The sequence below is a fragment of the Streptomyces sp. OR43 genome, assembly GCF_008042275.1.
Taxonomy (GTDB): Bacteria; Actinomycetota; Actinomycetes; order Streptomycetales; family Streptomycetaceae; genus Streptomyces.
Genome location: NZ_RDBK01000043.1, coordinates 2,544,004 through 2,568,813, shown reverse-complemented (window position 1 = coordinate 2,568,813; position 24,810 = coordinate 2,544,004). Strand labels below are relative to the sequence as shown.

21 protein-coding genes and 2 pseudogenes are annotated in these 24,810 nt (G+C 72.4%); 9 read left to right on the top strand and 14 right to left on the bottom strand.

Annotation, left to right across the window (positions count from 1 at the left end):
• Positions 1-550 (bottom strand): annotated as a pseudogene (locus EAO72_RS43415) (metallophosphoesterase); the annotation flags it as partial.
• 65 nt (positions 551-615) lie between these two features.
• Entirely contained in the window at positions 616-861 is a 246-nt protein-coding gene (locus EAO72_RS30535; protein WP_148020323.1) for an SCO4848 family membrane protein, read from the bottom strand.
• A gap of 121 nt (positions 862-982) precedes the next feature.
• Between EAO72_RS30535 and EAO72_RS30530 the strand changes: the two genes are divergently transcribed.
• Complete coding sequence (locus EAO72_RS30530; RefSeq protein ID WP_410090515.1) at positions 983-2,245, top strand: D-alanyl-D-alanine carboxypeptidase family protein; 1,263 nt, start codon at positions 983-985, stop codon at positions 2,243-2,245.
• On the opposite strand, the gene EAO72_RS30525 is transcribed toward EAO72_RS30530, so the two are convergent.
• Positions 2,193-3,176, bottom strand: coding sequence for a YihY/virulence factor BrkB family protein (locus EAO72_RS30525; RefSeq protein WP_148020321.1), 984 nt, complete (start codon positions 3,174-3,176; stop codon positions 2,193-2,195). The two genes, EAO72_RS30530 and EAO72_RS30525, sit on opposite strands and share 53 nt — an antisense overlap.
• A gap of 140 nt (positions 3,177-3,316) precedes the next feature.
• On the opposite strand from EAO72_RS30525, the pseudogene EAO72_RS30520 reads away from it, so the two are divergent.
• Together EAO72_RS30520 and EAO72_RS30515 are read left to right on the top strand one after the other, a co-directional pair.
• Positions 3,317-4,639: pseudogene (locus EAO72_RS30520) on the top strand (FAD-binding oxidoreductase); the annotation flags it as partial.
• Between the two features lie 49 nt (positions 4,640-4,688).
• On the top strand, positions 4,689-5,489 hold the full coding sequence (locus tag EAO72_RS30515) for a decaprenylphospho-beta-D-erythro-pentofuranosid-2-ulose 2-reductase (RefSeq protein WP_148020320.1): 801 nt from the start codon (positions 4,689-4,691) through the stop codon (positions 5,487-5,489).
• 24 nt (positions 5,490-5,513) lie between these two features.
• On the opposite strand, the gene EAO72_RS30510 is transcribed toward EAO72_RS30515, so the two are convergent.
• Together EAO72_RS30510 and trpS are read right to left on the bottom strand one after the other, a co-directional pair.
• Positions 5,514-6,104, bottom strand: coding sequence for a 2'-5' RNA ligase family protein (locus EAO72_RS30510; protein WP_148020319.1), 591 nt, complete (start codon positions 6,102-6,104; stop codon positions 5,514-5,516).
• Between the two features lie 106 nt (positions 6,105-6,210).
• Positions 6,211-7,224 (bottom strand): tryptophan--tRNA ligase, encoded by a 1,014-nt coding sequence (gene trpS / locus EAO72_RS30505; RefSeq protein ID WP_148020318.1) that lies wholly within the window; start codon positions 7,222-7,224, stop codon positions 6,211-6,213.
• A 214-nt stretch (positions 7,225-7,438) separates the two neighbouring features.
• Between trpS and rocD the strand changes: the two genes are divergently transcribed.
• Positions 7,439-8,644 carry an ornithine--oxo-acid transaminase gene (gene rocD, locus EAO72_RS30500; protein ID WP_148020317.1) on the top strand — a complete coding sequence of 402 codons (1,206 nt, stop codon included), beginning with the start codon at positions 7,439-7,441 and terminating at the stop codon, positions 8,642-8,644.
• Positions 8,645-8,893: 249 nt separating this feature from the next.
• On the opposite strand, the gene pdxR is transcribed toward rocD, so the two are convergent.
• Positions 8,894-10,297, bottom strand: coding sequence for a MocR-like pyridoxine biosynthesis transcription factor PdxR (gene pdxR, locus EAO72_RS30495; RefSeq protein ID WP_148020316.1), 1,404 nt, complete (start codon positions 10,295-10,297; stop codon positions 8,894-8,896).
• 47 nt (positions 10,298-10,344) lie between these two features.
• Between pdxR and EAO72_RS30490 the strand changes: the two genes are divergently transcribed.
• Both EAO72_RS30490 and EAO72_RS30485 read left to right on the top strand, forming a co-directional pair.
• Positions 10,345-10,851: a carboxymuconolactone decarboxylase family protein gene (locus EAO72_RS30490; protein ID WP_148020315.1), complete on the top strand. Its 507-nt coding sequence runs from the start codon at positions 10,345-10,347 to the stop codon at positions 10,849-10,851.
• A 46-nt stretch (positions 10,852-10,897) separates the two neighbouring features.
• Positions 10,898-11,626, top strand: a complete 729-nt coding sequence (locus EAO72_RS30485) for an isocitrate lyase/PEP mutase family protein (protein WP_148020314.1) — start codon at positions 10,898-10,900, stop codon at positions 11,624-11,626.
• A 95-nt stretch (positions 11,627-11,721) separates the two neighbouring features.
• On the opposite strand, the gene EAO72_RS30480 is transcribed toward EAO72_RS30485, so the two are convergent.
• The 4 genes from EAO72_RS30480 to EAO72_RS30465 all read right to left on the bottom strand — a co-directional run bounded on the left by EAO72_RS30480 (position 11,722) and on the right by EAO72_RS30465 (position 16,055).
• A complete protein-coding gene (locus EAO72_RS30480) occupies positions 11,722-12,711 on the bottom strand; it encodes a malate dehydrogenase (protein WP_148020313.1) in 990 nt (329 codons plus the stop codon).
• Positions 12,712-12,911: 200 nt separating this feature from the next.
• A complete protein-coding gene (locus EAO72_RS30475) occupies positions 12,912-13,985 on the bottom strand; it encodes a helix-turn-helix domain-containing protein (RefSeq protein ID WP_148020312.1) in 1,074 nt (357 codons plus the stop codon).
• 529 nt (positions 13,986-14,514) lie between these two features.
• Positions 14,515-15,165 (bottom strand): DUF3017 domain-containing protein, encoded by a 651-nt coding sequence (locus EAO72_RS30470; protein WP_148020311.1) that lies wholly within the window; start codon positions 15,163-15,165, stop codon positions 14,515-14,517.
• Positions 15,166-15,185: 20 nt separating this feature from the next.
• Entirely contained in the window at positions 15,186-16,055 is an 870-nt protein-coding gene (locus EAO72_RS30465; protein WP_148020310.1) for a bifunctional methylenetetrahydrofolate dehydrogenase/methenyltetrahydrofolate cyclohydrolase, read from the bottom strand.
• Between the two features lie 229 nt (positions 16,056-16,284).
• Between EAO72_RS30465 and EAO72_RS30460 the strand changes: the two genes are divergently transcribed.
• Positions 16,285-16,896, top strand: coding sequence for an RDD family protein (locus EAO72_RS30460; RefSeq protein ID WP_148020309.1), 612 nt, complete (start codon positions 16,285-16,287; stop codon positions 16,894-16,896).
• A 73-nt stretch (positions 16,897-16,969) separates the two neighbouring features.
• On the opposite strand, the gene purH is transcribed toward EAO72_RS30460, so the two are convergent.
• Positions 16,970-18,523, bottom strand: coding sequence for a bifunctional phosphoribosylaminoimidazolecarboxamide formyltransferase/IMP cyclohydrolase (gene purH, locus EAO72_RS30455; RefSeq protein WP_148020308.1), 1,554 nt, complete (start codon positions 18,521-18,523; stop codon positions 16,970-16,972).
• A complete protein-coding gene (gene purN, locus EAO72_RS30450) occupies positions 18,510-19,166 on the bottom strand; it encodes a phosphoribosylglycinamide formyltransferase (protein ID WP_187285284.1) in 657 nt (218 codons plus the stop codon). Before purN ends, purH begins: the two co-directional genes overlap by 14 nt.
• Positions 19,167-19,531: 365 nt before the next feature.
• On the opposite strand from purN, the gene EAO72_RS30445 reads away from it, so the two are divergent.
• Positions 19,532-20,497 (top strand): hypothetical protein, encoded by a 966-nt coding sequence (locus tag EAO72_RS30445; protein ID WP_148020306.1) that lies wholly within the window; start codon positions 19,532-19,534, stop codon positions 20,495-20,497.
• On the opposite strand, the gene EAO72_RS30440 is transcribed toward EAO72_RS30445, so the two are convergent.
• Positions 20,494-22,185 (bottom strand): cell division protein PerM, encoded by a 1,692-nt coding sequence (locus EAO72_RS30440; protein WP_222724157.1) that lies wholly within the window; start codon positions 22,183-22,185, stop codon positions 20,494-20,496. The genes EAO72_RS30445 and EAO72_RS30440 overlap by 4 nt on opposite strands.
• A gap of 125 nt (positions 22,186-22,310) precedes the next feature.
• Between EAO72_RS30440 and EAO72_RS30435 the strand changes: the two genes are divergently transcribed.
• Positions 22,311-23,774 carry a helix-turn-helix domain-containing protein gene (locus EAO72_RS30435; RefSeq protein WP_148020305.1) on the top strand — a complete coding sequence of 488 codons (1,464 nt, stop codon included), beginning with the start codon at positions 22,311-22,313 and terminating at the stop codon, positions 23,772-23,774.
• A 148-nt stretch (positions 23,775-23,922) separates the two neighbouring features.
• On the opposite strand, the gene sucD is transcribed toward EAO72_RS30435, so the two are convergent.
• A complete protein-coding gene (gene sucD, locus EAO72_RS30430) occupies positions 23,923-24,807 on the bottom strand; it encodes a succinate--CoA ligase subunit alpha (RefSeq protein WP_148020304.1) in 885 nt (294 codons plus the stop codon).
• Positions 24,808-24,810 lie beyond the last annotated feature (3 nt).

Below are 24,810 nucleotides of genomic sequence, written 5' to 3'. Positions count from 1 at the left end.
GGCTGTCGGGGGTGCCGCAGCCGTGGCGAGGGGCGAGGAGGCCGGCGGGGCCGTGGTGGTGGCGGGCTGTCGGGGGTGCCGCAGCCGTGGCGAGGGGCGAGGAGGCCGGCGGGGCCGTGGTGGTGGCGGTGGACCCGTGTGCGGCGGTTACGGATTCGGCGGAAATATTCTCCGCCGAATCCGGCGCGGGACTGGCCCCCGTCGCCGCCTCCGGCGCGTCACCGGACCGACGGGCGAGCAGCCGGCTCAGCAGGGGGCGTACGAGTTCCCCGGCCAGCAGGGCAAGCGTCAGGTAGAGCAGGGCGGCCAGCCACAGATAGCCGGGCCAGGCCAGCACCTGCTGGAGCCGGAACGGCGTGCCCGTACGCCCGGAGACCAGGGCGCCCACGCTCAGCAGCGGCAGGACGTACGCCGCGACCGTGCCGGCCCTGCGCGGCAGGCTGCCCGCTGTCGTGGTGTCACCGACGAGGCGGCGCCACACATAGCGGTGGACGAGGACCAGCAGCACGAGCACCGCGACCGCCGCCAGCACGAAACCCAGGACCGCCATGCGTACTCCCCCGCCTAGTTCGTTCCCGTTTGTACCGCATGCGGACCGGGCCGGAAGCCGACGCGCTACGCGCCTTGGGCGCGCAGGGCCCTGACGCCACGGAACCCGATCACTCCCACGGCCGTCCCCAGGAGAAAGGACGTGATGGCGAGCAGCAGATGAACCCAGAAGTAGGCGGTCGGGTCACCGGCGTCGTCGAACGCGAGACCACTGCCGTCCTTCCACAGGTTCTTGACGAAAGTGACCCAGATGAACCAGCTCCACACCCCGAAGGCGAGCAGGAACCAGGAAACGGGGCGGCTGAGCTTCATGGACTCAGTATCTCCGTCCCGCTCCCGCCGCCTCGCCCGGGGTGGGCTGTCCCGGCGGTACGCACGGCGGGTCATACCTCCGGTATCCATATTCAGATCAACTGCATGTACGTTTTCGACCGTGCCAGCTCTCAAGAAGGCCGCTCTGTCGGTCACCTCTGCCGCTTTGCTGTCCGTCTTCCTCGTCGGTCCCGCGTCGGCGGTCGGTCAGGACACCACGGACGACGAGCCGAAGCCGCCCACCGGCATGTCGCAGGTCGGTGGCGCACAGCTCGGCCTGAGCGGGACCCAGGTCAATCTCGGTGCCGGCGCCCCCGTCCTGCCGAAGAAGCTGACCGGCAGGTCCTGGATGGTCTCGGACGCGGAGACCGGCGACGTGCTCGCGTCCCACAATCCGCACTGGCGGCTGCCCCCGGCATCCACGCTGAAGATGCTCTTCGCCGACACCGTGATGGAGGCGCCGGCGCTCCAGCCGAAGACCCGTGAGTACACGGTGCAGGACGCGGACCTGGCCGACCTCGGCGAGGGCAGCAGCCTGGTCGGCGTCAAGGAGGACCTTCCCTACACGGTGCACGACCTGTGGCTCGGGGTCTTCCTGCGTTCGGGCAACGACGCGGTGCACGTGCTGGCCTCGATGTACGGGGGCGTCCCCAAGACGGTCACCGACATGCAGGCGCACGCGGAGGAGCTCCAGGCCCTGGACACCACCGTGGTCTCGCCCGACGGGTACGACGCCCCCAACCAGGTCTCCAGCGCGTACGACCTGACGCTGTTCGCCCGCAGCGGGATGCAGAAGGCGGACTTCCGCGAGTACTGCGCGACCGCGACGGCCCAGTTCCCCGGRGAGCAGAAGAAGGGCAAGGAGCGCGAGAGCTTCGGCATCCAGAACACCAACCGGCTGCTCACCGGGGCCGACGGGGTCACCGCGTACAAGGGCATCGCGGGCGTCAAGAACGGCTACACGACGCACGCCGGGAACACCTTCACCGGCGTCGCCGAGCGCGACGGCAAGGTGCTGCTCGTCACCGTCATGAACCCGTCGTCCGACGAGACGCACGCCGTCTACAAGGAAGCGGCGAGCCTGCTCGACTGGGGCTTCGCGGCCGGCGGCAAGGTCACTCCGGTCGGCGAGCTCGTTCCGCCGAGGTCCGCCGACACCGGCACGGGGACGGGCAAGGGCGCCCAGGCGGAGAAGCCCGCCGCGGACAAGGGCGGCAACGGCCCCGGGACCACGAAGGCCGCCGCGGCCACCGACCGTTCCGGCGGGATCGGCATCGCCCTCGGGATCGCCGGCGGAGCGCTCGTCCTGGTGGCCGGGGCGGCGTTCCTGGTCAACCGGCGCTGGCCGCTGCCGGACCTGGTGCGCCGCCTTCCCCGCCGCTGAGGGTGCTGCCGCCGGGTTCCTTCCTCCCGGCGGCATCCGCCGCGTCGGTTTGCTCGCCGGCGGCCTCCGTTCCGGCTTCCTCCTTGCTCCGCGTGGCCGTCCAGGCGGCGCAGAACAGCAGCAGCTTCGCCGTGAAGTTGATCCACAGCAGCAAGGCGATCGGGACGCCGAAGGCCCCGTACATGCTCTTCGAGGCGACGCCCTTCATATAGCTGCCGAGCAGCAGCTTGAGCAGTTCGAAGCCGACCGCGCCGATCAGCCCGGCCACCACGAGCCGGCGCCGCGGCGGTTCGACGCCGGGCAGCAGGGTCAGCAGGTAGAGCAGCAGCAGGAAGTCGGCGACGACCGCCACCAGCAGGGCCGCGACGCGCAGCAGCACGCCGCCCGCCCCGTTCTCCGGGATGCCCAGCAGATCGGCGACCCGGCCGACGGCGACGGAGCCGACCGAGGAGATCGCGAGCGTCACCAGGGCCGCCCCGCCCAGCCCGAACAGCACTCCGGCGTCCTTGAGTTTGCGCAGGACGGGGTTGCCCTGGTCCACGTCGTCCAGGCCCCAGACGGCGCGCAGGCAGTCCCGCATCGAGCCGATCCAGCCGACGCCGGTGAAGAGCAGCAGCGCACCGGCCACCAGCCCGACCGTCCCCGCGTGCGCCACCAGGTTGTCGATGCCGAGCTGGTCGGAGATGCCGGGCACCTGGTCGGCGACCTTGTCCTCGATCTTGTCGAGCTGCTTGTCCGAGAGCAGCGCCGCGCCGATGGCCGCGGCGACCGCGATGAGCGGGAAGAGCGCCAGGAAGCTGATGAACGTGATCGCTGCGGCGAGCCTCGCCCAGTGGACCCGTTCCAGCGTCTCGTAGCTGCGCCAGGCGTGCGTCTCCATCAGCCGGGAGACGAGCGGCCCGATGACGGGGAGTTTTTTCAGCCAGTCCATGTCGTACGACTACCCTCCCGGGCACCGAAAACCGGCGTCCGGTGTGCCGCGGGGGTGATGACGCCCCCTCAATCACCCATTTCGGTGAGTGTTGTAACAAATCCCTCAAAGGTGTTTTCTCGGGCGATACGGTCACCCTCATGTCTGTCGACACCGTGTCCCTGACCGGCTGGGGCCGCACCGCCCCGACGGCCGCCCTGCGCTTTCACCCCCGTAGTCACGAGGAGGCGGTCGCCGCGGTGCGCGGCTGCGGGCCGCGCGGCTCGATCGCCCGTGGCCTCGGCCGGGCGCACGGCGACGCCGCGCAGAACGCCGGGGGTTCCGTCCTCGACATGACGGGGCTGGACCGGATCCGCACCATCGACGCCGGGGCCGGGCTCGTGGTGTGCGACGCGGGGGTGAGCCTGCACCGGCTGCTGGAGGTGCTGCTGCCGCTCGGCTGGTTCCTGCCGGTGGTGCCCGGCAACCGGTACAGCACGGTGGGCGGGGCGATCGGGTCCGACGTCCACGGTCACAACCACCGCACCGCGGGCTCCTTCTCCCGCCATGTCGTCGCGTGCGAACTCCTCACCGCGGACGGCCGGATCCGTACGGTCCTCCCCGGCACACCGCTCTTCGACGCGACCGCGGGCGGTCTGGGGCTGACCGGGGTGATCCTCTCGGCCACGCTGCGGTTCCATCCCGTCGCGACGTCCCTGATGTCGGTCGACACCGAACGGGCCCTGGATCTCGACGACCTGATGACGAGGCTCGCCGCCGGGAGCCGCCGCCACCGCTATGCGTCCGCCTGGGTCGACCTGACCGCCCGGGGCCGGTCGACGGGACGCGGCGTCCTGACCCGGGGGGAGCACGCGCCCCTGCACATGCTCCCGGCGCACGCCCGGCGCACACCGCTCACCTTCCGGTCGGCCGAGCCGCCCGCCACTCATCTCGCCGTGCCGGACGCCGTGTCCGGAGGGCTGCTGGGCCGGATGTCCGCCGCCGCGTTCAACGAGGTGCGGTACCGCCGCGCACCCCGGTCCCGCACGGGTGAACTCCAGCGGATCTCCGCCTTCTTCCACCCGCTGGACACCACCGCGCACGGCTACCGGATCCACGGCCGGGGCGGCCTCGTGCGCTACGAGTTCACCGTCGGGGACAAGCGGGCCGAGACACTGCGCCGGATCGTCGGACGGATCTCGCAGCGGCGCTTCCCGTCGTTCACCGCCGCGCTCGGGCGGTTCGGCCCGGGCGATCCCGGCTGGCTGTCGTTCCCGGAACCCGGCTGGAGCCTCGCCCTCGACCTGCCCGCGGCCCTGCCGGGACTGGCCCGCTTCCTCGACCGGCTGGACGAGGAGGTGGCGGCGGCGGGTGGCCGGGTCTGTCTGACAGCGGACTCCCGGCTGCGCCCCGACACGCTGGCCGCGATGTATCCCCGGCTGGACGCGTTCCGGCAGCTCCGGGCCGAACCCCCGGACCGCGGAGAGGGGTTCCTCCTCCGCTTTCCATCCCCCCGCCTCAAGGAGCGTTCCCGTGAAGGATGCCTTCGGTGCCCCGCAGTCCCTGCTCATCCTCGGCGGCACATCGGAGATCGGGCTCGCGACCGCACGCCGCCTGATCTCCCGCCGCACCCGCACGGTCTGGCTGGCCGGCCGCCCCTCCCCCGCCCTGGAGTCGGCCGCGGCCGAACTGCGCGGCCGGGGGGCCTACGTCCGTACCGTCGACTTCGACGCGCTGGACACCGAGTCGCACGAGACCGGGCTCGGCAAGATCTTCACCGAGGGCGACATCGACATGGTGCTCCTGGCCTTCGGTATCCCCGGCGACCAGGAGCGTGACGAGGAGGAACCCCTCTCCGCGGTCCGGGTCGCCCAGACGAACTACACGGGCGCCGTCTCCGCCGGCCTGGTGTGCGCCGGCGCACTCCAGGCGCAGGGGCACGGCTCGCTGGTGGTGCTCTCCTCGGTGGCGGGGGAACGCGCCCGGCGCGCGGACTTCATCTACGGGTCGAGCAAGGCGGGCCTGGACGCGTTCGCGCAGGGACTCGGGGACGCCCTGCACGGGACGGGGGTGCACGTGATGGTCGTACGCCCCGGCCTCGTCCGGCCGGCGACCGCGCCGCCCGGGTCGGGCGCCGCGGCGTCCGGGGCCCCGCTCGCGATGATCCCGTTCACCCGCACCCCGCTGGTGACCACTCCGGACGCGGTCGCGGACGCGATCGTGACGGGGCTGCGGCGGCGTTCGGAGACGGTGTGGGTCCCGGGCGCGCTGCGGGCGGTGATGTCGGCGCTGCGGCATGTGCCGCGGCCGCTGTTCCGGCGGCTGCCGGTCTGAGCGGCGGCCGTGCGGTCCGACCGCTCAGGTGTGGAGCGAGGGCGCGTCCACGGAGCTGCCGCTCTGCGCGGGCACGGCGGGGCCGGCGCCGCCCGCTCCGAACGGGAACTCGTTGACCTTGCGCCAGACGCTGTCCAGGCCCTGCTCGTACAGCGCGAAGGAACCGCAGGTCCAGGACGCCTCGTAGTCGCCGAGCTCGGCGTAGGCCCGGTCCATCGCCGCTTCGGAGATGCCGTGCGCCACGGTCACGTGCGGGTGGTACGGGAACTGGAGCTCGCGCACCAGCGGCCCGGAGGCGTCCCGGACCCGCTTCTGGAGCCAGGAGCAGGCCGATGCGCCCTCGACGACCTGGACGAAGACGACCGGTGAGAGCGGGCGGAAGGTGCCCGTACCGGAGAGCCGCATCGGGAAGGGGCGGCCGCCGGTCGCGATGGCGGCGAGGTGCGCCTCGATCGCGGGCAGGTCGGCCGCCTCCGCCTCGGTCGGCGGCAGGAGGGTGACGTGGGTGGGAATGCCGTGAGCGGCAGGGTCCCCGAAGCTCGCGCGCCGCTCCTGGAGCAGGCTGCCGTAGGGCTCCGGGACCGCGATCGAAACGCCGAGCGTTACGGTCCCCACGTCGTTCTCCTCAATCCTCGAGCATCTGTTTTCAGCCACTGACGGCCGCATGCTTTACGCCGCCAGTGTGCCGCCTGTGGGGACCCTGGCGCCAGGGTCCTTGGACTCAGTGCTTGACCGGCAGAAGACCCATGCGGTCGTAGGTCCGCGCCAGGGTCTCGGCGGCGACGGCCCGTGCCTTCTCCGCTCCCTTGGCCAGGATGGAGTCCAGCGTCTCGGTGTCGTCGAGATATTCCTGGGTGCGGGTACGGAACGGTGTGACGAAGTCGACCATGACCTCGGCCAGATCGGTCTTCAGCGCACCGTAGCCCTTGCCCTCGTACTTCTGCTCCAGGTCGGCGACGGACGTGTCGGTGAGCGTCGAGTAGATGGACAGCAGATTGCTGACACCCGGCTTCTCGGCCTGGTCGAAACGGACCACGCTGTCCGTGTCGGTGACGGCGCTCTTCACCTTCTTGGCGGTCATCTTCGGCTCGTCGAGGAGGTTGATCAGCCCCTTGGTGGTCGCCGCCGACTTGCTCATCTTCGCGGACGGGTCCTGAAGGTCGTAGATCTTCGCCGTCTCCTTGAGGATGTACGGGTCCGGCACGGTGAAGGTGTCCCCGTAGGTGCCGTTGAACCGCTCGGCGAGGTTGCGGGTCAGCTCCAGGTGCTGGCGCTGGTCCTCGCCCACCGGGACCTGGTCGGCCTGGTAGAGCAGGATGTCGGCGACCATCAGCAGCGGATAGGTGAAGAGCCCCACCGTGGTGCGGTCGCTGCCCTGCTTGGCCGACTTGTCCTTGAACTGCGTCATCCGGGACGCCTCACCGAATCCGGCCAGGCAGTTCATGACCCATCCGAGCTGGGCGTGCTCGGGAACATGGCTCTGGACGAAGAGCGTGCAGCGCTCCGGGTCCAGCCCGGCGGCGAGCAGCTGCGCGACGGCGAGCCTGGTGTTGGCACGCAGCTCCGCGGGGTCCTGCGGGACGGTGATCGCGTGCAGGTCGACCACCATGTAGAAGGCGTCGTGGGAATCCTGCAGGGCCACCCACTGGCGGACCGCGCCGAGGTAGTTGCCGAGGTGGAACGAGCCTGCGGTGGGCTGGATTCCGGAGAGCACACGGGGACGTTCAGAGGCCATGGAAGTCATTGTCTCAGGTACGGAAGCGATCTCGGGCAGCCGGTGTAAGAAAGGCGTGAGGACGCCCGAGGGGGTCCTGCGGACAGGCCGGAGGTCCTCACCACCGCCGAAATCGCGGGCGCGCCGCGCAGTGAAGGTTTCCTCGTGCGGGATCCGACCGACGATACAAAGTGGGCACCATCCCAGCCCGGGCCGCACGACGAACGGAGATCCCGTGTCGACCACGGAAACCGCCATCGCCTCCGCCGAGGCGCACAGCGCGCACAACTACCATCCGCTGCCCGTCGTCGTCGCGACGGCGGACGGCGCCTGGATGACCGACGTCGAGGGCCGGCGCTACCTCGACATGCTCGCCGGATACTCGGCACTCAATTTCGGCCACGGCAACCGCCGGCTGCTCGACGCGGCCAAGGCCCAGCTGGAGCGGGTGACCCTCACCTCACGGGCCTTCCACCACGACCGGTTCGCCGACTTCTGTACGCGGCTCGCCGAGCTGTGCGGCATGGAGATGGTCCTGCCGATGAACACCGGCGCGGAGGCCGTGGAGACCGCCGTGAAGACCGCCCGCAAGTGGGGCTACCGGGTCAAGGGCGTCCCGGACGGGATGGCGAAGATCATCGTCGCCTCCGACAACTTCCACGGCCGGACGACGACGATCATCAGCTTCTCCACGGACCACGAGGCACGCGCGGACTTCGGTCCGTACACCCCGGGGTTCGAGATCGTGCCGTACGGGGATCTGACCGCGCTGCGGGAGGCGATGACCGAGAACACCGTGGCGGTGCTGCTGGAGCCGATCCAGGGCGAGGCCGGGGTCCTCGTCCCGCCGCCCGGCTATCTCCCGGGGGTCCGGGAACTGACCCGCGAGCGGAACGTGCTGTTCATCGCGGACGAGATCCAGTCGGGCCTCGGCCGGACCGGGAAGACGTTCGCGTGCGAGCACGAGGGTGTCGTCCCCGACATGTACGTGCTGGGCAAGGCACTGGGCGGAGGGGTGGTGCCGGTGTCGGCCGTGGTCTCGTCCGCCGCGGTGCTGGGGATCTACCGGCCCGGGGAGCACGGCTCGACGTTCGGCGGCAATCCGCTGGCGTGCGCGGTCGCGCTGGAGGTCGTCGCGATGCTGCGCACCGGCGAGTACCAGCAGCGGGCCGCCGAGCTGGGCGAGCACCTCCATCAGGAGCTGGGCCTGCTGGTGGGCGGCGGCGCGGTGGAGGCGGTGCGGGGCCACGGGCTGTGGGCGGGCGTCGACATCGATCCGGCCCGCGGTACGGGCCGGGAGATCTCCGAAAGGCTGATGGACCGGCGGGTGCTGGTGAAGGACACCCATGGCTCGACGATCCGGATCGCGCCACCGCTGGTGATCAGCAAGGAGGATCTGGACTGGGGTCTGGAGCAGCTGCGTGAGGTGCTGCGGGGCTGATCGCGGGGAGGGGGCTTGGTGCGGTGCGGTCCGCACCGCGGCGGGCGGGCGCGGAGGCCTGGTGCGGGTCCGCGCCACGGCGGGCGGGCACGGACCCGTCCGCCGTGGCGGGCCCGCCCGCGCTCCGTACGCGCGGGGGCCCGGTCCGCTCAGTGCCTCGCGCCACCCAGGACCACGCACCGCCAGGGCCCGCAGCGCTCAGGACCCCACCCCGTCAGAGAGCCCCGCGCCGCTCAGGGCCCCGCACCCTCACGGCAGGATCCGGCACAAGGCGTCCAGGGCGCCCGTCCAGGCGCTGTCGGCCGGCGTTCCGTACCCGATGACCAGCGCCTCGCGCCGTACCGCGGCGTCCGGGTGCCGGAAGAAGGACAGGCCCTGCACCGCGAGTCCCTGCCAGGCCGCCGCCCGGACCACCTCGGCCTCGCTGCCCTCGGGGAGTTCGAGCACGGCGTGGAGCCCGGCGGCGATCCCGCTGACCCGGATGGACGGCGCCCGCTCGGCGAGCGCCGCGACCAGCTGGTCGCGGCGGTTGCGGTAGCGCAGCCGCATGGACCGCACATGCCGGTCGTACGCGCCGGAGGCGATGAACTCCGCGAGGGTCAGCTGGTCCAGCGCGCTCGACGCCCAGTCGCTCCAGCCCTTGGCCGCGGTCACCTCGCCCACCAGCGAGGGCGGCACCACCATCCACCCCAGCCGCAGCCCCGGTGCCAGGGACTTGCTCGCCGTCCCCAGGTACACGACGCGTTCGGGGTCCAGTCCCTGGAGCGCGCCGACCGGCTGGCGGTCGTAGCGGAACTCCCCGTCGTAGTCGTCCTCCAGGATCAGCCCGCCGGTGCTGCGCGCCCAGTCCACGGCCGCGGCCCGCCGGTCGGGGTGGAGCGGCACGCCCGTCGGGAACTGGTGCGCGGGTGTCAGGAGCACGGCGCCCGCGCCCCGTATCCCGTGCAGTTCGCCGGTCCGGGAGCCCAGTCCGTCGAGCGGCAGGCAGGGGGTGCGCAGCCCGGCGCCGGTGAGCAGGCCCGTGTGCGGGGCCAGTCCGTACGACTCGACGGCCACCTCACGCACCCGGCGCTCCCGCAGCACCGTGCCCATCATCCTCAGCCCGTGGACGAAGCCGGCGCAGACCACGATGTGTTCGGGATCCGCGTAGACGCCGCGGGCCCGTGCCAGATAGTCGGCGAGCACGGTGCGCAGCTCGATGCGGCCGCGCGGATCGCCGTAGCCGAAGGCGTCGTTGGGTGCGCGGGTGACGGCGCGGCGGGCCGCCTTCAGCCATGCGGCGCGCGGGAAGGTGGCCAGGTCGGGCGAGCCCGGCATCAGGCTGTACGCGGGAGTGCTGCGGGGCGGCCGGCTGCGCGTCGCCCTGGTGGCGGACGGGCGGGGCTCGGACCGCTGCGCCACCCGGGTGCCGGACCCCTGCCGGGCGGTGAGCCAGCCCTCGGCGACCAGTTCCGCGTAGGCGTCGGCGACGGTGTTGCGGGCGATGCCGAGGTCGGCGGCGAGGGTCCTGGACGAGGGCAGCCGGGTCCCGGGCGCGAGCCGGCCGGTCCGGGCGGCCTCCCGCAGTGCGTCCATGAGACCGGTCCGCAGCCCGGTCGACCCGGTCAGGTCGAGATGCAGGTCGGCACCGAAAGTGGCCCAGGGATCCGTCATGGAAATGGACCATACAGGTGCGCCACTGACCGCGTAGCGTCATATCCATGACGACGAACGAGAACAGCCCCACGACCTCCGAGTACACCGCCGAGCACACCCCGCGCATGCAGTGGACCCAGCACGCCCCCGACGTCTACAAGGCGATGGCCCGCATGGACGGCGCGGCCGCCAAGGGGCTCGACCCGGTCGTGGCCGAGCTCGTGAAGATCCGGTCCTCGCAGCTCAACCACTGCGCGTTCTGCCTCGACATGCACACCAAGGACGCGCTCGCCGCGGGTGAGTCCGTGCAGCGGATCGTGCAGCTCAGCGCCTGGGAGGAGTCGCAGCACTTCTACACGCCGAAGGAGATCGCGGCGATCGAGCTGACCGAGGCGGTCACCGTCCTGACCGACGGCTTCGTGCCCGACGAGGTGTACGCCAAGGCCGCCAAGCACTTCGACGAGACCGAGCTCGCCCACCTCATCGCCGCGATCATCGCGATCAACGCCTGGAACCGGTTCGCCGTGACCACGCGCATGGTCCCGGGCCACTACACGCCCGGCGACCACTGAGCCGGCCACTCCCCACCCGCACCACCCACCTCAGGAGCCTTCCGCGATGACCGCCTCCGACCTCCGCGCGCTGCACCTCGGCCGCGCTCCCGGCGATCCGCTGGTCCTCCCCGGCCCGTGGGACGCCGCGAGCGCCCGCGTCCTCGCCGACGCGGGGTTCCCCGCCCTGGCCACCCCGAGTGCGGGGGTCGCGGCCTCGCTCGGGTACGAGGACGGGGCCACGCCCGCCGCCGAGATGTTCGCGGCGGTGGGGCGGATCGCCCGCGCCGTCCCCGTACCCGTGTCGGCCGACATCGAGGCCGGGTACGGGCTGGCGCCCCGGGAGCTGGTGGAGCGGCTGCTCACCGCCGGGGCCGTCGGCTGCAATCTGGAGGACACGGTGGACGGGGTCCTCGTGGACGCCCGGTGGCAGGCGGACCGGCTGGCGGAGGTGCGGGCGGTCGCCGGCGACGCGCTGTTCGTCAACGCCCGGGTGGACACGTACGTCACCGGCGTCCCGGACGGCACGGACCAGGAGGCCGAGACCGTGCGCCGTGCGCTGCTGTACGTGGCGGCGGGCGCCGACGGCGTCTACCCGATCATGGCGCCGGCCGAGGCGCTCCCCCGTCTGGCCGCCGCCGTTCCGGTGCCGCTGAACGCGCTCGCCCGGCCGGACGGTCCGGGGCCGCGGTGCCTGGGTGAACTGGGCGCCGCCCGCGTCACCTTCGGTCCCGGTCTGCAGCGCCGGGCCATGGCGGCACTGGGCGGGTTCGCCGACGGGCTCCGCACGGACTGAGGGCCCCGCCCGTACCGGAAGACGCCCCCGCCCCCGGCAGCGACTCACTGCTGCCGGGGGCGGGGGCGTCCGCGTGTCCCTGGGGGACGGACGGATCAGATCAGGCCGAGCTCGCGAACCGCGTCGCGCTCCTCGGTGAGCTCCTTCACCGACGCGTCGATGCGCGCACGGGAGAACTCGTTGATGTCCAGGCCCTGGACGATCTTGTACGTGCCGTTCTCCGTGGTGACGGGGAAGGACGAGATGATGCCCTCGGGGACGCCGTAGGAGCCGTCCGACGGGATGCCCATGGAGGTCCAGTCGCCCGCGGCGGTGCCGTTGACCCAGGTGTGCACGTGGTCGATGGCGGCGTTCGCGGCCGAGGCGGCCGAGGACGCGCCACGGGCCTCGATGATCGCGGCGCCGCGCTTGGCGACGGTCGGGATGAAGGTGTCGGCCAGCCACGCCTCGTCGTTGACGAGCTCGGCGGCGTTCTTCCCGCCGACCTCCGCGTGGAAGATGTCCGGGTACTGGGTGGCCGAGTGGTTGCCCCAGATCGTCAGCTTCTTGATGTCGGAGACGGCGGCACCGGTCTTGGCGGCCAGCTGCGAGATCGCGCGGTTGTGGTCCAGACGGGTCATCGCGGTGAAACGCTCCGCGGGGACGTCCGGGGCGGCGGCCTGCGCGATGAGCGCGTTGGTGTTGGCCGGGTTGCCGACGACGAGGACCTTGATGTCGTCCGCGGCGTTGTCGTTGATCGCCTTGCCCTGGGGCTTGAAGATGCCGCCGTTGGCGGAGAGCAGGTCGCCGCGCTCCATGCCCTTGGTGCGCGGGCGGGCGCCGACGAGCAGGGCGACGTTCGCGCCGGCGAAGCCGACGTTGGCGTCATCGGTGATCTCGATGTTGCGCAGCAGCGGGAAGGCGCAGTCGTCGAGCTCCATCGCGGTGCCCTCGGCGGCCTTCAGCCCCTGCGGGATCTCCAGGAGACGCAGGTTGACCGGCACGTCCGGGCCGAGCAGGTGGCCGGAGGCGATGCGGAAGAGCAGCGCGTAGCCGATCTGGCCGGCTGCGCCGGTCACGGTGACATTCACGGGAGTGCGGGTCATGGCGATCTCCGTTAGACAGCTGGCGGTGGGGGCTCCTGGCCCCGGGTGCTGGACATCCCTGAATCTTGATGTGAAGAGATATCCAGCGGTCAGGCTATCCGACCCGGAACCTTGCGGCCGCCCGCCCCCCTGTGGCACCGCACACAACCGGTCACTCCCCGCTCACCCCGCCGGTCGCGGCGGTCCGCCCGCGCGTCTGCCTACTGGGACGCCCCGGCCGTGCACCCCTGCGTACCGGACGCGAGCGTGGCGCACGCCCGGACGTCGGCGGTCCGCTTCACCTCGACCATCGGCGTGTACGCCGCCGCGGCCGCGTCCGCCGTTCCCTTCTGCCCCGCGTCGCCCGCCGTGATCTCCACGACGTCGCCGGGGGCCGCCTTGGTGATCCGGGCCCACGCCGCCGCGCAGGGCTCGCTGTACCGCACCTCTATGACGCTCGTGCCGACGGTGGCGCTGGAGAGCGTACGGACGTGCTCGCCGCCGCAGCCCATGTCCTCGGGGTCCTGGCCCGCGCACGTGGCACCGCTGCACTCGACCCCGGCGGGCGGCAGTACCGGTGCGCTGCTCGTCGGCGTCGGGGAAGGCGTGTGCGCGGCCTCGGCACCCTCGGAGTCGCCGTCCTGGCCGAGCAGCAGCACCGCGCCGGTGACCGCGAGCAGGACGCCCACCACGACCGCCGCGATCACGGCCGTCCTGCGGCCTCCGCCTCGGCGCGTCGGTGGCGGCGGCTGTCCGCCGAGGCCCGCGGCGAAGGCCACGGCGGGCGGCAGGCCGTGGCCCGGCGCGGCGCCCGGCACGGCCTGCGGCTGCTGCGTCACCCGCGGCAGGGACCCGCGCTGAGCCGGTACGGACGGCGAGCCGCCTCCTCCGGCGGCCGGTCCCGCCGTACCGACGGCACCGGAGGGACGGCTCCGGCCGTGGCCGCGCGGGCCCCCGGCCTCGTCGAGAGCGGCCCGCGCCTGGGTGATCCGGATGGCCTCCATCGTCATGTCGTGGCGCATCTCGGCACGGCTCCAGGCCCGTTCCGCCAGCTCCCACATGGTGTTCAGATGGGTCTGATTGGTCCCGGTCACCTCGCCGAGCGCGACGATCGCCCCGCGCGGGGCGAGCAGCCGGCCGTTCAGATACCGCTCCCACGACGTCTTGCTGTAGCCCGTGCGGTCGGCCACCGCCGCGATGCTCAGGCCGCTGCGGTCGACGAGTCTGCGCAGCTGGCCGGTGAACTCCCGGATCTGCGGGTCGAGCTCCTCCGGCAGTGCCTTCCAACGAGGCATTACTTCCCCACTTCCCCCCACTTGCCTACGGGCTTCCGCTGCGCCGCGCACGGCCTGCCCCCCTGCCCGAAACCGGTGGTCTTCCGTTCCGGACTACCCAGGTAGATGCGCGAACGCTGACTGCCAGTTCCTGGGAAAGGAGCGCACGGTGGCACTCAGGCGGCCGGGCGCGCCTTCGCACGCCCCCGCCGTGGCGACCGGGCCAGTGTGCCACCGTTGCCGAGCGATCACACCGTGGCGGAATGGTCACTTCCGTGCCACAGGCCACAGCCATCCCTTGAACCCTTGATCCCCGTCGACAAGGCTGGAGTCAGGACGGGGCAAGGCCGCTCAACTCGCCACTTTCCGGAGCGTTTCGCCCCGGTGCGCCTCGTCCATGGTGTCCGTCCCTTCTCGGGGGAGGGGACGGACACCGCCCCATGGGCACGGCGCACGGCGCACGGCCTGAGGGTCACCGCCCAGCGGGCACGGCCTTGCAGAGACCTGCCGGCAGGCACGGCCTGACGGAGCACGCCCAGCGGGCACGGCCTCAGCGGATCGCGAAGTGGACCGCGTCCTCCAGGACCGGGATGTCCAGCCACGGCTTGGGCTGCGCCATGAGCGACAGCATCACGATGAGGACGCCCAGCAGTCCGTACGTCACCAGGTCGGTGAAGCGGGAACGCACCGCGAGCATGCCCACCGAAGGCACCACCAGACGCAGGACCGCGCCCCCGACGAGCGCCACGCCGATCAGGATCGTGCCGATCCGGAAGGCCTCGTCGAAGGGGTCGGCGGCCACGATCAGCAGACCGGCCCCGGCCGTGCAGAGCACGGCGAGCAGCGGCCACTGACGGGCGGGCGCGGGGGCGTCCCCGCCCGCCGCCCGGCCGCCGCCCTCGGGACGCGCGGTGTCCCGGGTGAACGACGGGAAGCGCCGCGACCGGCGCGCCGACGCGGTCGCGGGGGTCGCGGCGGCGCCGGTCTCCGGGTGGCTGCCGGTGCGGACGTCCGGGGCCTCCGCGGGGCTGTCGGCCGCGTCGGCCACGACTGCCGTGTCGCCCGCCGAGTCGTCGGCCACGACTGCCGCGGGGCCGTCGACCGCATCCGGCGCGGGCGCTCCGGCCGCGCCCTCGGCCTGCCCGTCGGCCGGCCCGGTCGCCGAGGCGGCCCGGTCGGCCGGACTCGTACCAGCACCCATGGGGTTCCTTCCGGATCGGATCAGACGGCGTCTGCGGCGTCGGCGGCGTGCTCGGCCGCCTCGACCACGTTGACGAGCAACTGCGCGCGGGTCATCGGGCCGACACCGCCCGGGTTCGGCGAGATCCAGGCGGCGACCTCGGCCACGCCGGGGTGGACGTCGCCGACGATCTTGCCGTTCTCGTCGCGGCTGACGCCGACGTCGAGCACGGCCGCACCCGGCTTCACGTCCTCGGGCTTGATGATGTGCGGCACTCCCGCGGCGGCGACGATGATGTCGGCCTGGCGGAGGTGGGAGGAGAGGTCACGGGTACCGGTGTGGCACTGGGTCACCGTGGCGTTCTCGGACTTGCGGGTCAGCAGCAGCGGGATCGACCGGCCGATCGTGACGCCGCGTCCGACGACCACGACGTGCGCGCCGTTGATCTCGACCCCGTGGTGGCGGAGCAGCTGCACGACGCCCTGCGGGGTGCAGGGCAGCGGGCCCTGCTCGTTGAGCACGAGCCGGCCCAGGCTCATCGGGTGCAGACCGTCGGCGTCCTTGGCCGGGTCCATGAGTTCCAGGACGCGGTTGGTGTCGATGCCCTTGGGCAGGGGCAGCTGCACGATGTAACCGGTGCACGCGGGATCGGCGTTGAGCTCGCGGACGACGTCCTCGATCTCCTCCTGCGTGGCGGTGTCGGGGAGTTCGCGCTGGATGGAGCCGATACCGACCTGGGCGCAGTCCTTGTGCTTGCCGTTCACGTACCACCTGCTGCCCGGGTCGTCCCCGACGAGCAGGGTTCCCAGGCCGGGGGTGATACCCCGGGCCTTGAGGGCCGCCACGCGGACGGTGAGATCGGACTTGATCGCGGCTGCGGTGGCCTTGCCATCGAGAATCTGGGCAGTCATGTCCCCATACTCGCGGATGACCCCGCCCGGGGACCAATTGCAGATACCGCACGTGGACACAAGGTTGCACTTGGACAACTTCTCGGGCAGCGACTGGACAAACTTACTTCCCGCTTATAACGATGAAGGCCGCAGTGCCGCAGAAGTATCCGGGGGGCGGACCGCTGATGTTTTCTTCCTCCGCGCGGCCGCATTCGTCCCCGTACATCCCGTTGGAGGAACGCCCCAGATGAGCTTCGGCGACCCGAACCCGAACAACCCCTACGGGCAGCAGCCCGGCCAGCCGCCGCAGGGCCAGCCCGGTTACGGCTACCCGCAGCAGGCCCCCCAGGGCGTCCCGCCGCAGGGTCAGCCGGGTTACGGCTACCCGCAGGCCCCGCCGGTCCAGCCCTACGGCCAGGGCGGCGGCTACCCGCAGCCCGGCTACGGCGGCATGCCCGCCTTCGCCGGCTGGTGGAGCCGGGTCGCGGCCATGCTGATCGACGGCATCGTGATCTCCGTTCCGTACGGCATCCTCGTCGGCATCGGCGCAGGCGTGGGCGGCGGCGCGGGCAGCGCCCTCGTCTTCGTCGGCGTCATCATCGGTATCGGGCTCGGCCTCTTCAAGCTGTACAAGGAGGGCACGACCGGTCAGTGGATCGGCAAGAAGGCGGTCAACATCCGCGTGCTGCGCGAGGCTGACGGTCAGCCGCTCGGCTTCGGCATGGCGTTCGTCCGCTACATCGCCCACTTCCTGGACAGCCTGGCCTGCTACCTCGGCTGGCTGTGGCCGATCTGGGACGCGAAGAAGCAGACGTTCGCGGACAAGATCTGCTCCAGCGTGGTCGTCAAGTCCGTCTGATCCAGACGCGGACACACACGAAGGGCCGTAACCCGACGCGCATCGCGTCGGGTTACGGCCCTTCGTCATGAGGTCAGTGGAAGAAGTGCCGCGTACCCGTGAAGTACATCGTCACGCCCGCCTTCTTCGCGGCCTCGACCACCAGCTCGTCGCGGACCGAACCGCCCGGCTGGGCCACGGCCTTGACGCCGGCCGCGGTCAGGATCTCCAGCCCGTCGGGGAAGGGGAAGAAGGCGTCGGAGGCCGCGTACGCGCCCCGCGCCCGCTCCTCGCCCGCCCGCTCGACGGCGAGCTTCGCGGAGTCGACGCGGTTGACCTGGCCCATGCCGACGCCGACCGAGGCGCCGTCCTTGGCGAGCAGGATCGCGTTGGACTTGACCGCGCGGCACGCCTTCCACGCGAAGGAGAGCTCCCGGAGCTCGTCGGCGGAGAGCGCGTCGCCCGCGGCCAGCGTCCAGTTGGCCGGGTCGTCGCCCTCGGCCTGGAGGCGGTCGGTGACCTGGAGCAGCGCGCCGCCGTCGATCGGCTTGACCTCGACCTCCGCGGACGGGGCCTCGGGGCAGCGCAGCACGCGGATGTTCTTCTTGCGGGTGAGGACCTCGACCGCGCCGTCCTCGTACGCCGGGGCGACGATGACCTCGGTGAAGATCTCGGCGACCTGCTCGGCCATGGCGACCGTCACCGGGCGGTTGACGGCGATGACGCCGCCGTACGCCGACAACGGGTCACAGGCGTGGGCGTTGCGGTGCGCCTCGGCGATGTCGTCGGCGATCGCGATGCCGCACGGGTTGGCGTGCTTGATGATCGCGACGCACGGCTCGGCGTGGTCGTACGCGGCCCGGCGCGCGGCGTCGGTGTCCGTGTAGTTGTTGTACGACATCTCCTTGCCGTGCAGCTGCTCCGCCTCGGCGAGACCGCCGGCGCCGGAGGTGTAGAGCGCGGCGGGCTGGTGCGGGTTCTCGCCGTAGCGCAGGACGTTCTCGCGCTCGTACGTCGTACCGAAGAAGTCGGGGAAGCCCGAGTCGTCCGCGGCGGCGTAGTCGGCGGCGAACCAGGCGGCGACGGCCACGTCGTACGCGGCGGTGTGCTGGAAGGCCTCGGCGGCGAGCCGCTTGCGGGCGGTCAGGTCGAAGCCGCCCGCCTTGACCGCGGTGAGGACGTCGGCGTACCGCTCGGGGCTGGTGACGACGGCGACCGACGGGTGGTTCTTGGCGGCGGCGCGGACCATCGACGGGCCGCCGATGTCGATCTGCTCCACGCACTCGTCGTCGGAGGCACCGGAGGCGACGGTCGCCTTGAACGGGTAGAGGTTGACGACCACCAGGTCGAACGGCTCCACACCGAGCTCGGCGAGCTGCTCGCGGTGGGCGTCCAGGCGCAGGTCGGCCAGGATGCCGGCGTGGACGCGCGGGTGCAGCGTCTTGACGCGGCCGTCGAGGCACTCGGGGAAGCCGGTGAGCTCCTCGACCTTGGTGACCGGCACTCCGGCGGCGGCGATCTTCCCGGCGGTGGAGCCGGTGGAGACCAGCTCGACACCCGCCTCGTGCAGACCGCGGGCGAGGTCTTCGAGCCCCGTCTTGTCGTAGACACTGACCAGGGCGCGGCGGATGGGCTTATTCACCGACATGACCGAGATGAACCTTTCGTCCCTCAATGCGATAGCCGTCACGGGCGAGCCGCCCCACGGCCTCGACGAGCAGCTTGCGCTCGACTTCCTTGATGCGTTCGTGGAGGGCCGCTTCGCCCTCCGGGGTGTCCTCTTCGGTCACCTCGACCACGCCCTGCGCGATGATCGGACCGGTGTCGACACCGTCGTCGACGAAGTGGACGGTGCACCCGGCGACCTTCACGCCGTACGCGAGCGCGTCGCGCACACCGTGGGCCCCGGGAAAGCTGGGGAGCAGGGCGGGGTGGGTGTTGATGAACCGGCCGCCGAACCCGGCGAGGAACTCCTTGCCCACGATCTTCATGAACCCGGCGGAGACGACGAGGTCCGGGCGGTGCTCCGCGGTGGCGGCGGCGAGCGCCGCGTCCCATTCCTCGCGCGATCCGTAGTCCTTGACCCGGCACACGAAGGTGGGCAGCCCGGCCCGCTCGGCCCGCTCCAGCCCGGCGATGTGGTCACGGTCCGCACCGACCGCGACGATCCGGGCGCCGTACCCCTCGGGGTCGTCGCCGATCGCGTCGAGCAGGGCTTGGAGGTTCGTACCGGAGCCGGAGACCAGGACGACCAGGCGGGCGGGTCCGGCGGAGGAGAGCGGGGAGGCCACGGCTGGGCCCTTTCTCGCGTGCGGAGCGGTTCGAAACGGCCGCACCACCCGCCGCATTGCGGGACCGGCGGCACGACGGCCATGCTGTTTGTACGGTCGTACGAAAGAATCACGCTTCCCGATACGGGGAACTCTACGAACGAGCCGACCGTCAGCAACGATACCGGCACCTCGGGAGGGCCTTGTCTGACGGGGGTGGAGGGCCGGTGGCCGCGGGCCCGGCAGGGGCGGGCGGCCCGGATGACAGCTCTCGGCCACCGTGCCTGTACGCCCAGCTTTCGGCCCCTCCTCGCCGGAGGGTAGCGTCAGGGGACAGCGAACCGTCCAACGGGCGGACATGACGAGATGGGGAAGACGTTCACCATATGCCGGACCGACGCCGCCGCACCGCCTTCCGCCATCCGCTGCCCGAGCGGTCCTCACTGCTGATGCGGGAGCGCCAGTCCGGCACGCCGGGCTCCTCCTCGTCCTCTTCTTCTCCCTCGTCCTCCTCTCCGCCCTCGTCCTCCTCTCCTTCGTCCTCCTCCTCGCCGGCCGGGTCCTCCGGCCCGCAGGACGACAACCCGTTCGCCCCGCCGCCCGAGGACCGCCCCGACCAGCCGTGGCAGCCGCGCCACCAGGCCAACGGCGGTACGCACGGCGAGGACGACGGCGCGTCCGGGGACGCGCCGGAGGGCGGGTCCTCCGACAACCGGCCCGTCTGGGGCAGCCAGTGGAGCAGCCACCAGCCGGGGCGCCAGAACGGCAACTTCGGCGGCCGGCCCACCGGACCCGGCGGAACGAACGGCCAGGGCGGCCCCGAGAGCCCCCGCGGCGGCCTGCGCTGGGACCCGACCGACCCGGTGCAGCGCCGGGCGCGTTACTCGCTGCTCTCCGGCATGTGGGCCTTCTTCTTCGCGCTCTTCGACTTCCCGGAGATCGCGCTGCTGCTCGGCGCGCTCGCGACCTACTGGTCGATCAGCGCGCTCCGGGCCAAGCCGACGGCTCCGGGCGAGGCGGGCGGTCCCGCCGGGGCTCCCGGCACGACCGCCGCGGCGCAGGGCCACGACGCCCCGTCCGCGCCGAGGCCCGTCACCGGGTCCACGGCCGCGGCGGCTCCGCAGGGCACGAACTACCTCCAGCGCGGCAGCCGCCAGCAGACGACGGCGGCGGTCAGTGGTCTGGTGACGGGGCTGATCGCCCTGTTGATCGTCGCGACGTCGTTCACAGTGCAGCTGGTCTACCGCGACTACTACACCTGCGTGAACGACGCTCTCACCAAGTCGGGCCAGCTGACCTGCAACGATCTGCTTCCGAAGCCGCTGGAACCCCTCTTCGGGGTCAAGAACTAGCCGGCGTCCTGCGGACCGGCCGTGCCGAGCGGCGCGGCCGGTGCGGGGTCCGTGCCCGGTACGGGGTCCGTGCCCGGTACGGAGTCGGAGCCGGCGGGCGGCGCGGCTGATGCGGACGGTGTTGCCGGTGCGGTCGATGTTGCCGGTGCGGTCGATGTTGCCGGTGCGGTCGATGCCTTCGCGTGCCAGGGGTCGGTCGGCAGGAAGTCGTACGCCTCGAACTCGTCGTCCGCCTCGGCCGGGTGATGACCGGCCGGGCGGGGCACGGGGACGGGAGCCGCGTCCGCCCCCGGTTCCTCCGGCCGGCCGCCGCGCTCCGGCCACCACGTGCGCCGCGCCTTCCGCCGCTCGCCCTCCACGTCATCCCCGTTCCGCGCCGTGCCCGTAGCGTGCGGTGCCTCGTCCGCCGCATCCGCCTCCGCCGGCGTACGGCCCCGCAGTCGCCAGGCCCTCAGCAGGAGCGCCACCGGGACGGCGAGCGCCCCCGTCCACACGAGGGCCGCCGCTCCGGTGAGCCACCACACGGGACCGAACCGTGCCAGTGCGTGGGTCCCGAGCGGCCCGCCGGCCGCCGCTGCCAGCAGGGCCGCGCCGATACCGCATCCGGCCGCCGCCAGTGCGGTGGTGAGGGCCGTCTCCCGCAAGCTCCACGCCTCCTCGCGGTCACCGTGGGCGGGCGCCGCCCTCCGTACGGTGAACCAGGCCACCGTCACCGCCGCCGCGACCGGGACCGCCGCGGCCGCCCACGTCAAGGACGTCCCCGGCCCCTGCGCCGGCAGCGCGGCCAGCAGCGGGAAGTCAGGCAGCGACGGGGTTCCCGTGAAGGCGAGCGGGGTGGCCGTGGACGCCGTACCGAGCGCGAGACCGGGACCGAGTCCGTACGCCGCACCCCACACCGCCGCGTTCGGCACCAGCGCCAGCGCGAGCAGCAGCACCGCGCAGCGCCCGGCCCAGTCGCCGGAGAGCCGCAGGAAGGACTCCTGGACCGGTTCCGCGTGGAACACCAGCGCCGCCGCGGCCACCAGCGCGCCGCCGCCCAGCAGGACCGCGACCCCGGCCGCGGCGGACCGGCCCACCGCCTCCGCGCGCCGCGCGAACCGGGAGCGGGCCATCGCCTCGTGCAGCCGCACCGGCGCCCAGGCGGGCGGCGGTCCGAGCGGGCGCCCCGAGGCCGTCCACACCCCGGCCGCGGCCGCGGCGGCCACCACGAGGGCCGCCGGGAACAGCAGGGACAGCGGTCGCGCGGAGAGCGAGGACCCCCGGGCGTAGAGCGCCACAGCTGTCCCCACCAGCAGGTATCCCGCCGTCACCAGGGCGAAGGCGCCTTGGGCGGAGGGCGCGCCGTGCCCTTCCTCGGGGTCCAGCACGTCCCTGGCCGCCCGGTGCACCAGCCAGACCGGCAGGACGGTGAGCAGCAGCGGAACGACGCCGACGGGGGCCGGGGCGCCGGTCAGGGTGTCGGTCCTGATCAGTTCGGCGCCGTGCGCGAGCAGCCAGAGCCCGGCCGCGGCGTGGAAGGCCTCGCCCGGGCTGCTGTCGGGGTCCGGGGAACTGATCCACAGGACCACGACGAGCACGGCGACGGAGCCCAGGCTCAGCCCCGCCGCGAGCGCCCCGCGCATCAGCGCCCGGGCCTGCACGGCGGACCGTCCGTGCTCTGCCGACAACGACGGGCCGCGTTCGGTCATTTGGGTCACGCCGTCATGCTCCCAACGACACGCGCTTAATCCGTGTAACGGGCGAATGGCCGTTGTGTCGCTCAATATACGTTTATGTACTTTTTCACCCAGTGCAGGCTGGTCGGGGAGCCCTCATGACCCAGAGCACGACCGGCACATCCGCCTCCCCTCCGCTCCCGTCGCCCAAGGAGCGACGCAGGCTGCGGGAGGCGAAGTCGCTGAGTGAAGCGCAGGTCGCGGCGGCGGTGGGGGTCACCCCGGCCACGGTCCGGGCCTGGGAGACGGGCCGTACCAGCCCGCGCGGACGCAAGCGCGAGGTGTACGCGCGACTGATCGGGACCGGCGGCACGCGGTCCACCTCACGCCCCTCCCCCGTCAAGCCGGCCACCCCGAACAACCCGCCGAGAGCCGCCGCCGCGAGCCGGGCCAGGCCGGCGGAAACCGCGCAGGCGGGGCCCGGGGCCGCCGCCGCGCCCGGCACCGCGAGGGCCGCAGAGCCTTCCGTGACGCCCTTGACCGGGCCCCTTCCGCCGACCCCCGTCGAAGCCACCGGGAGCGACGCCATGGACCCGACCGAGCCCGGCACCACCGCCGCACCGGCGTCGCCGGCCCAGGCACAGGCACCCGCGCCCGTGCCCGCAGCGCCCGCCGAGGCCGCTCGCGCGACCGACACCGTCGAGGCCGATGCGGCGGACGGAGCTGACGCGAACGGAACTGACGGATCCGAAGCGGCCGAGGCCGCCGAAGCGCAGGGATCCGGAGTGGCCGAAGGCGCCGGGCTCTCCCCCGCCGAGGCCTTCGACGCGCTGTACCGGCACACCGCCGCCGCGCTCTACCGGCAGACCTATCTGCTGACAGGGCGTCGTGCCCTCTCCCGGGAAGCCGTCGGCAAGGCCTTCGAGCTGGCCTGGCAGCGCTGGCCGGAGGTCGCCGTGGACCGCGATCCGGTGGGCTGGGTGCGGGCGGCCGCCTACGAGCACGCGATGTCGCCGTGGCACCGGCTGCGCCGCGAGCACCGCCACCCGGACCCGCCGCCCGAGGCGCCGGGCCCGCGCGCGCTGCTCGACGCGCTGCTCGCCCTGCCGCCGTCGTACCGCCGCACCCTGCTGCTGCACGACGGTGTCGGTCTGGGGCTGCCGGAGACCGCGGCGGAGACGGAGGCCAGCACTCCGGCGGCAGCGGGGCGGCTGGTGAACGCCCGGGCCGCCGTCGCCGAGCAGCTGCCCGAGCTCGCGGAGCCGCCGACCCCTGCCGAGCAGTCCGCGCTGCTGCGCGAACACCTCGGCGCACTGGCTCTCACCCAGCCGGCCTCCTCGCTCCCGGTTCCGGATCTGATCCGGACGGGCAGCGAGCGCAAGGCGCAGCTCTGGACCCGGGCGGCCATCGCGTTCACCGTGCTGCTGATCGGTCTGACGCTGATCACCCTGGCGACGGCCCCGAGGCAGTACGAGACGCCCGAGTCGCCTCCGCAAAGGGTGGAGGGAGTGCCTCCGCTCGGTGGTCCGCAGAAGCTCACGCCGCAGGACAAGAAGCTCCAGAAGAAGCTCGGCGGTGAACTGGTGCGTGGTCCGGGCCGGCTGGTCCCCCGGGCCGGCTGATCCGGCACGCCGGAACGGCTGACCCGGACCGGCTGATCCGGCTCACCCCGTACGCAAAGACGCGGGCCCGTACCCCGATCAGGGGGTACGGGCCCGCGTTCTTGTGCGGTGACGCGTTCCTGCGGTGGTGCTCCGACGCGTTGAGGCGTCAGGCGCCGAGGATCTCGCGTGCCAGCTTGGCGGTCTCGGTCGGCGTCTTGCCGACCTTGACGCCGGCGGCCTCGAGGGCCTCCTTCTTCGCCGCGGCGGTGCCGGAGGAGCCGGAGACGATGGCGCCGGCGTGGCCCATGGTCTTGCCCTCGGGGGCGGTGAAGCCCGCGACGTAACCGACGACCGGCTTGGTGACGTTCTTCGCGATGAAGTCCGCCGCACGCTCCTCGGCGTCGCCGCCGATCTCGCCGATCATGACGATCAGGTCGGTGTCGGGGTCGGCCTCGAACGCCGCGAGGGCGTCGATGTGCGTCGTACCGATGACCGGGTCGCCACCGATGCCGACGGCGGACGAGAAGCCGATGTCACGGAGCTCGTACATCATCTGGTAGGTCAGCGTGCCGGACTTCGACACGAGACCGATGCGGCCGGGCTTGGTGATGTCGCCCGGGATGATGCCGGCGTTGGACTGGCCGGGGGTGATGAGACCCGGGCAGTTCGGGCCGATGATCCGGGTCTTGTTGCCCTTCGCGCCGGCGTACGCCCAGAAGGCGGCCGAGTCGTGGACGGCGATGCCCTCGGTGATCACGACGGCGAGCGGGATCTCGGCGTCGATCGCCTCGATGACGGCGGCCTTCGAGAAGGCCGGCGGCACGAAGAGGACGGACACGTTCGCGCCGGTCTTCTCCATCGCCTCGGCGACGGAGCCGAAGACCGGTACCTCGGTGCCGTCGAAGTCGACGGTCGTGCCGGCCTTGCGCGGGTTCACGCCGCCGACGATGTTGGTGCCGTCGGCGAGCATGAGCTTGGTGTGCTTCATGCCCGTCGAGCCGGTCATCCCCTGGACGATGACCTTGCTGTCCTTGGTGAGGAAGATAGCCATGGT